Annotated in this window: 6 protein-coding genes; 5 read left to right on the forward strand and 1 reads right to left on the reverse strand. The window is 39.6% G+C overall.

Annotated features, from left to right (window positions below):
• Window positions 1-174 precede the first annotated feature (174 nt).
• The 3 genes from DWZ38_RS20385 (at window position 175) to DWZ38_RS20395 (ending at window position 3,771) form a co-directional block, all read left to right on the forward strand.
• Window positions 175-1,365, forward strand: coding sequence for a serine hydrolase domain-containing protein (locus DWZ38_RS20385; RefSeq protein WP_117855092.1), 1,191 nt, complete (start codon window positions 175-177; stop codon window positions 1,363-1,365).
• A gap of 76 nt (window positions 1,366-1,441) precedes the next feature.
• Window positions 1,442-2,272, forward strand: coding sequence for an MBL fold metallo-hydrolase (locus DWZ38_RS20390; protein ID WP_117855094.1), 831 nt, complete (start codon window positions 1,442-1,444; stop codon window positions 2,270-2,272).
• A 38-nt stretch (window positions 2,273-2,310) separates the two neighbouring features.
• Window positions 2,311-3,771 (forward strand): MFS transporter, encoded by a 1,461-nt coding sequence (locus DWZ38_RS20395; protein ID WP_173768399.1) that lies wholly within the window; start codon window positions 2,311-2,313, stop codon window positions 3,769-3,771.
• Window positions 3,772-3,888: 117 nt separating this feature from the next.
• Here the strand turns inward: DWZ38_RS20395 and DWZ38_RS20400 are convergent, their stop codons facing one another.
• The gene (locus DWZ38_RS20400) at window positions 3,889-4,386 is read right to left on the reverse strand and encodes a TetR/AcrR family transcriptional regulator (protein WP_173768397.1); all 498 of its coding nucleotides are present in this window, start codon (window positions 4,384-4,386) and stop codon (window positions 3,889-3,891) included.
• Window positions 4,387-4,514: 128 nt separating this feature from the next.
• Here DWZ38_RS20400 and DWZ38_RS23215 point away from each other — a divergent pair, with 128 nt between their 5' ends.
• Complete coding sequence (locus DWZ38_RS23215) at window positions 4,515-4,649, forward strand: hypothetical protein (protein ID WP_264293730.1); 135 nt, start codon at window positions 4,515-4,517, stop codon at window positions 4,647-4,649.
• Window positions 4,646-5,638 (forward strand): alpha/beta hydrolase, encoded by a 993-nt coding sequence (locus DWZ38_RS20405; RefSeq protein WP_173717428.1) that lies wholly within the window; start codon window positions 4,646-4,648, stop codon window positions 5,636-5,638. Before DWZ38_RS23215 ends, DWZ38_RS20405 begins: the two co-directional genes overlap by 4 nt.
• Window positions 5,639-6,000: the final 362 nt, after the last annotated feature.

A 6,000-nucleotide genomic window follows, 5' to 3' on the forward strand; every position in this document is an offset into this window, starting at 1 on the left:
GTTTTGTGCTGATCTATCTGACCAATACAGTCGGATTAAAACAAGATTATATGATATGTAAACAAAATAGAATGATTACAATTTGGGATAAAAATAATAATATATTCTGTAGAAAGACAAGACTATAGTAAGAAGGATTTGATTAATACTGAAGTTGAAAAGGATGAAGAGTAAATGGAAACACAGGATATTTCAAGAGTAATGAATGCCTACATTTCCAATAAGGAAATGCTCGGTGGAGCATTGATTGTGAGAAAAAAAGATGAGATCATATACCAAAACAAGTGGGGATTCCAAAATCTGGAACATAGCCGACCAATTGAATTTGATACCATGTACCGTCTGATGTCCATGTCGAAATGTGTGACAGGTGTAGCCGTTATGAAACTGATAGAAGAAGGAAAAATCAGACTTGATGACAAAGTTTCAAAATACATTCCTGAATTTGCCGGGCTTCCCGTCTGCTGCGATCCACGTTATATAAGTCAGAATCTGAAAAAACGAAAGATGGTGTGGAATGTTCTTACTTTCCGCATGGACAAAGTGAAGACTGAACCGGCAAAGCGGGAGATTACGATTCGTGATCTGCTCTCCCATGCTTCCGGTCTGGAACAGGGCTGGGTGGGGCTGCTTTCCTTTATGAAGATGAAACCGGAGGATAAATCCCTGGAAGAACGTATCAGGCGTTACACTTCTTATATCCTGGATTTTCAGCCGGGGACAGATACCGGTTATTCACCAATGGCAGGCTTTGATATTTTGGGATATATCGTCAGTCTGGTGTCTGGAAAAAGCTTTGAAGAATATCTGCGGAAAGAAGTTTTTGCACCTCTGGAAATGAAGGATACCACCTTTTTTCCGAATAAAGAGCAAGAAAAACGTCTGGTGAGGCTGGTAAAACGGAAAGGAAACAAACTGGTAGATGTAACGGATACGAAAGAGGATACGCAGGAATTTCTGCGGCATGGTGCTTATCGGTATGAAGCCGGATGCGGCGGACTGTATGGTACGATTACGGATTATGAACATATGGCGAGGATGCTTTGCAGTAATGGAATGTATCAGGGAAAACAATTTTTAAAACCTGAAACAGTGTGTCTGATGCATACAGAGGCTCAGAAGCAGCATCTGGAACCGGAACCAGGATTTACCTGGGGGCTGAGCGTTAAAATCAGACAGAATCCAGAGCTTTCGGGAAGTTATGCACATAAGGGAACTTATGGGTGGAGTGGAGCATTCGGAACACATTTTTTTGTTTGTCCGGATGAAAAACTGGAAGCTGTTTTTATGACAAATCGTTCAGATCTTGGAGGTTCAGGTTCGTATATCAGCGAGAAAGTTGAGGAACTTGTATTTGGAAGTTAACCGAATCAGAAAAATAAAGCGGATTACGGATAGTCATTTAAACTGTATGGATTCATTTTAATGTGGAGGAAATATTATGGAAGAAAACAAAAACACAGCAAGATTATTTCATGTAGAGATTGCGCAGGGAATCTATCTGATTTCTGATCCGGAACAGGGGCCTACAGAAGATGGAAAATCTCTGGCACCGGGAAATGCAACTGCGAATTCTTATCTGATTATTGGAGAAGAAAGGGCGGTTCTTTTGGATCTGGCAGTGAATTCACCGGAACTGAAGACGTATGCGGAAAAGCTTGCCGGTAAACCGGTGCAGCTTGTATTGAGCCATGGGCACTACGACCATGCGTTTTATCTGAACCAGTATCAGGATGTCTGGATGAATACAAAAGATAAATTTTTACTGAAAAAAGGAATGCTGGGATTTCCACCTGTGGAACCATGTCCGATCATCCATGGGCTGGAAGCCGGCGATGTGATCGACCTTGGCGGACGGGAGCTGGAAGTTTTTCACATCCCGGGACATACGCCGGGAAGTATTCTGCTTCTTGACAGAAAATGCAGAGTGCTGCTTTCGGGAGATACCTGTGCACGAAGACTTCTTTACGGACTGCATGAACAGGTGAGCTTTGAAGAATTCTGCGCCTCTCTCGAAAATCTGAAAACAGCAGATTTTGATGTGATGTATTCTGCCCATGACCGCTGTGCGATTCCCAAAGAGTATCTTTCCCACATGATGCTTCTTTTGAAAAACGAGGTTCCTCAGACAAAAAATGTGGTAGATCTTCCGGGAATTGGTGAAATGAAGTGTTTTTTTCATGGGGATATCAGGACGCTTGATTATTTTGATATTGCTTTTATGGAAGAACCAATCAAAGATATCAGTAAGATAAGGTTGAATGTGCAATAGTAGCACATATGGAAGAAAAGTGTGGTAAAGGAGAAATCATGATAAGAAAGAAAAGAGATTTATCTCCGGATGCAAAATTGAGATTTCCGGATTATCTTGGATATTTTTTCGGGGCAGGAACCAATATTGCCGGATATATTGTATCCGCTTTTTTGCTGATTTATTATTCTAATGTATTATATCTTGGTCTGACGCAGGTAGGCGTGGTCATGGCTATCTCCAAATGCTTTGACGGAGTATCGGATATCCTGATGGGACGTATCATTGACAAGACCAAAAGCAAATATGGAAAGGCAAGACCGTGGTATTTGCGGATGATTCTGCCGTTGTCCATGTGTATGCTTTTTCTGTTCTGGATGCCGCCGGGATTATCAGAGACCTGGAAATATGTTTATGTTTTCATTACATATAATCTTGCTTCAACGGTCTGTTTTACTGCCAATGCGATTGCACATTCTTCCATGATTGGTTTTATGACCATGGATACCAGGTCAAGAGGAATCGTAGGAGTCATGAGTATGATTTCCAATACAGTTTTTACAATTCTGGTTACGAATTTCTTTATGAAAATCTGTAAGTTCTTTGGTGGCGGAGAAACATACACACAAAGAGGATTTACGCTGACGATACTGGTTTATCTGGTGTTTTATGCAGCTGCAGCAGTACTAGCTTTTCTGCTGACAAGGGAACGGATCCACAATGTTTCCGATTCTGAAAGCCGGGAAACAGAGGATACTTTAACTAAACAGGAAAAAGAGAAAAAAGAAACCGTTCATCGGGAGGCAGAAGTGCCGTTTTGGACAGCAATCAGATCTCTGTTTACCAACAAATACTGGATTCTATGTCTGGTTATGTGCCTGGGATTCTATTTTCTAATGAGCTATGCTTCCAGCGCGACAGTATATTTTGCGCAATATGTAATGGAGGATATCAGTCTTCAGGGAACATTGGCTTCTGTGTTATATATCGTTTTATTAGTGGGTATTATTCTTGCTCTTCCAGTTATGACGAAAATCGGAAAAAGAAATACCATGGCTATAGGGCTTGCAATCAGTGCTGTAGGATGGTTTCTGCCGCAGATTACTTTAGAAAAGACGATTGTTATTGCAGCTTCTGCAATTGTGGGAATTGGATTTGGTTTCATTGCGGCACCTGCGGGAAGCTTTCTGCAGGATACACTTACTTATGGAACCTGGAAGAGCGGTGTGACAGCAATCGGAATGGGAAATGCAGCGTTCTCTTTTGTAAATAAGCTGTCATCTGCACTGGGAACGATCATCCTGGGATTCGTATTGGATGCAGGAAAATTTGATGCATCTCTGGCTGTACAGCCAACCAGTGCAATTCACGCCATCAAGCTGCTCTACATTTGGATGCCGACCGTGATTTGCCTGGTTTGCCTGGGATTATCAGTGCTTTATGATCTGGATAAAAAGCTTCCGTTCATTGAAGAAGAAATCAAAGCCGGAAGGATTGGGGAAAAAAGAAAGACGAATTAATGACGAAAAAGATGCTTTTTAAAGTATTAAAGTTATTTGGATTTACTGTAACTGTTCTGTTGCTCATCCTTGTAATAGGGATAACTGCAATTTTGCTTTTTGAGAATAATAATTTGTTCAACTATTTTCAAACATAGCAATCAACTCATCACTTGTTTCTTTCATTCCACGTCTGATCCATTCGATTATCCAACCATAAATAAGATAGGAAAAAGCGGATGCGGTATATGCAAGAGGAGCTGGCTGATTGTCTGATATCAATGATTCATCAACAATAGAATCTTGGATCATTTGCTTAAGACCAGAGTTATATAATGTTATGTAAAAGTCCGTATGTAATTTATAAAAATCCAAAGTACGGATTAAGATTAATCGAACATCATAAGGGTTATCGTTCTTGCGAATGGTTTTAAGTTCTTTTTTTAGGCGTTCTGCTTCTTCATGCAGGACGTCTTCTTTTGTTCGGTAATTTCGGTAAAAGGATGCACGCCCAACATCTGCTTTTGCTACAAGATCGCTTATTGTAATTGAGTTGAAGCTTTCGGTTTTCATCATTTCCAGTAAAGTTGTAAGTATTTGGTTACGTACATATGTGTTTTTTTCTTGATTATTCATGCTGATACAAACTCCTATCCAGTGTCTCATTTTTGCCGAGACACTTGTCTCAACATCAATTTGATGATACAATCGTCTCGACGAAAAGTCAATACATTTTTATCAATATTCATACAGGAGGGCGTGAAATGTCAATACAAGTAAAAAGAATCATCATAATTGGAATCATTGCAATTGTTGCATTTGTACTTGGAAGGTTAGCGGTAAGAGCACTTATGAACCTGTTGCTCGGTGGAACTTTATTTGGAGGTAACATCTTATGATTAAAAACAAAGAAAAAAGGGAAAGAAGGAAAAAAACCGTGCCTATTTGGATTGGAATATTAGTGTTTATTGGGGCTTTTATTATAGGTATTCTATCAAAACTGTTAATACAGCCTTCTTGGATGGCAGATTATTCTATGAAGTGGAGTGAGAAAATAGGAACAAAGCTTACTGGTATTTCATATGGAGAAGGGGAATTGAACAAATATGATTTATATTTACCTAAGGATTCATCAAAAGCAAACTATGGACTTGTGGTTTATATCCATGCAGGTGGATTTACTTCCGGTGATAAATCGGATGACGAGGAAATGCTGGCATGGTTATGTAAGAAAGGATATGTAGCCGCAGGGATTAACTATACTTTACGGACAGAATTCAATAACGCAAGCGTACTCCAAGAATCTAATGAAATAAAAGCTGCAATTCCACAGGTTGTTGAAGAAGCAAAAAGAAATGGATATAACATAAATAAAATGACAGTAGCCGGTGGCTCAGCCGGACATACACTTGCAATGATTTATGCTTATAGAGATGCGGATGAGGCTCCTGTGCCGGTTGTGTTTACCTTTGGAGCAGTTGGACCATCAAGCTTTTATGTAGAGGACTGGGGTATCTTTGGATTAGGAGTGGACAACGATGAATCAAGAACAGCAGGGGCTGGTTTATTCAGTGTTATGAGTGGCTCAGAAATAACTCCGAATGAGATAGCTGATGGAAGCTATGCCTCAAAAATGAAGGCAATTTCAGCAGCAGACTGGGTATGCGAAAACCCAATTCCTACAGTGGTAGCCTATGGAGCATGTGATCATGTTCAACCATTTGAAGCATCCAAGAGACTTGAGGCAGCTCTGAAAGAAAACAATGTTGATTACAAATATTATGTGCTTCCACATTCAGGACATGGACTACAAAATGATAATAAAATAAGCAGACAGTGGATGGAGACGGTGGAAGAATACTTAGATAGGTATATGGGAACGAATTAAGTAAATGAAAAAAACATTGAAAAAGAAAGAATCTTGTAAAAAAGCAGTGACAGCAGACAATTTTCACCATTTCCACAAAAGCACACGATTTCTCTTGAATTTCTGAAATGACCTGTATTATAATAGGATAATTAACGGCATATACCACAGCCGGTACCGCAGTGACCAAATGCCGTTTTCGGGGTAAAAATAGGTTCAAAAATGAGCATTATTTTTCCCACTTATTCAGAAAAAAAGTCACTATCCAAATCTAAACAGAAGAAGTTCTGTATTTGGCAAATAGTGATAAATTGTGAAAGGAAAAGAATGAGAAAATTAGCACTTAGTGATGAAATATTGCTCAGTATTGACAAAGCAGCCCG

The sequence above is a fragment of the Ruminococcus sp. AF31-8BH genome (genome assembly GCF_003460605.1).
Classification (GTDB): domain Bacteria; phylum Bacillota; class Clostridia; order Lachnospirales; family Lachnospiraceae; genus Blautia_A; species Blautia_A acetigignens.

Coding starts and splice junctions, on each gene's coding strand:
- DWZ38_RS20385 (WP_117855092.1), top strand. CDS start 175: ATGGAAACACAGGATATTTCAAGAGTAATGAATGCCTACATTTCCAAT.
- DWZ38_RS20390 (WP_117855094.1), top strand. CDS start 1,442: ATGGAAGAAAACAAAAACACAGCAAGATTATTTCATGTAGAGATTGCG.
- DWZ38_RS20395 (WP_173768399.1), top strand. CDS start 2,311: ATGATAAGAAAGAAAAGAGATTTATCTCCGGATGCAAAATTGAGATTT.
- DWZ38_RS20400 (WP_173768397.1), bottom strand. CDS start 4,386: ATGAATAATCAAGAAAAAAACACATATGTACGTAACCAAATACTTACA.
- DWZ38_RS23215 (WP_264293730.1), top strand. CDS start 4,515: ATGTCAATACAAGTAAAAAGAATCATCATAATTGGAATCATTGCAATT.
- DWZ38_RS20405 (WP_173717428.1), top strand. CDS start 4,646: ATGATTAAAAACAAAGAAAAAAGGGAAAGAAGGAAAAAAACCGTGCCT.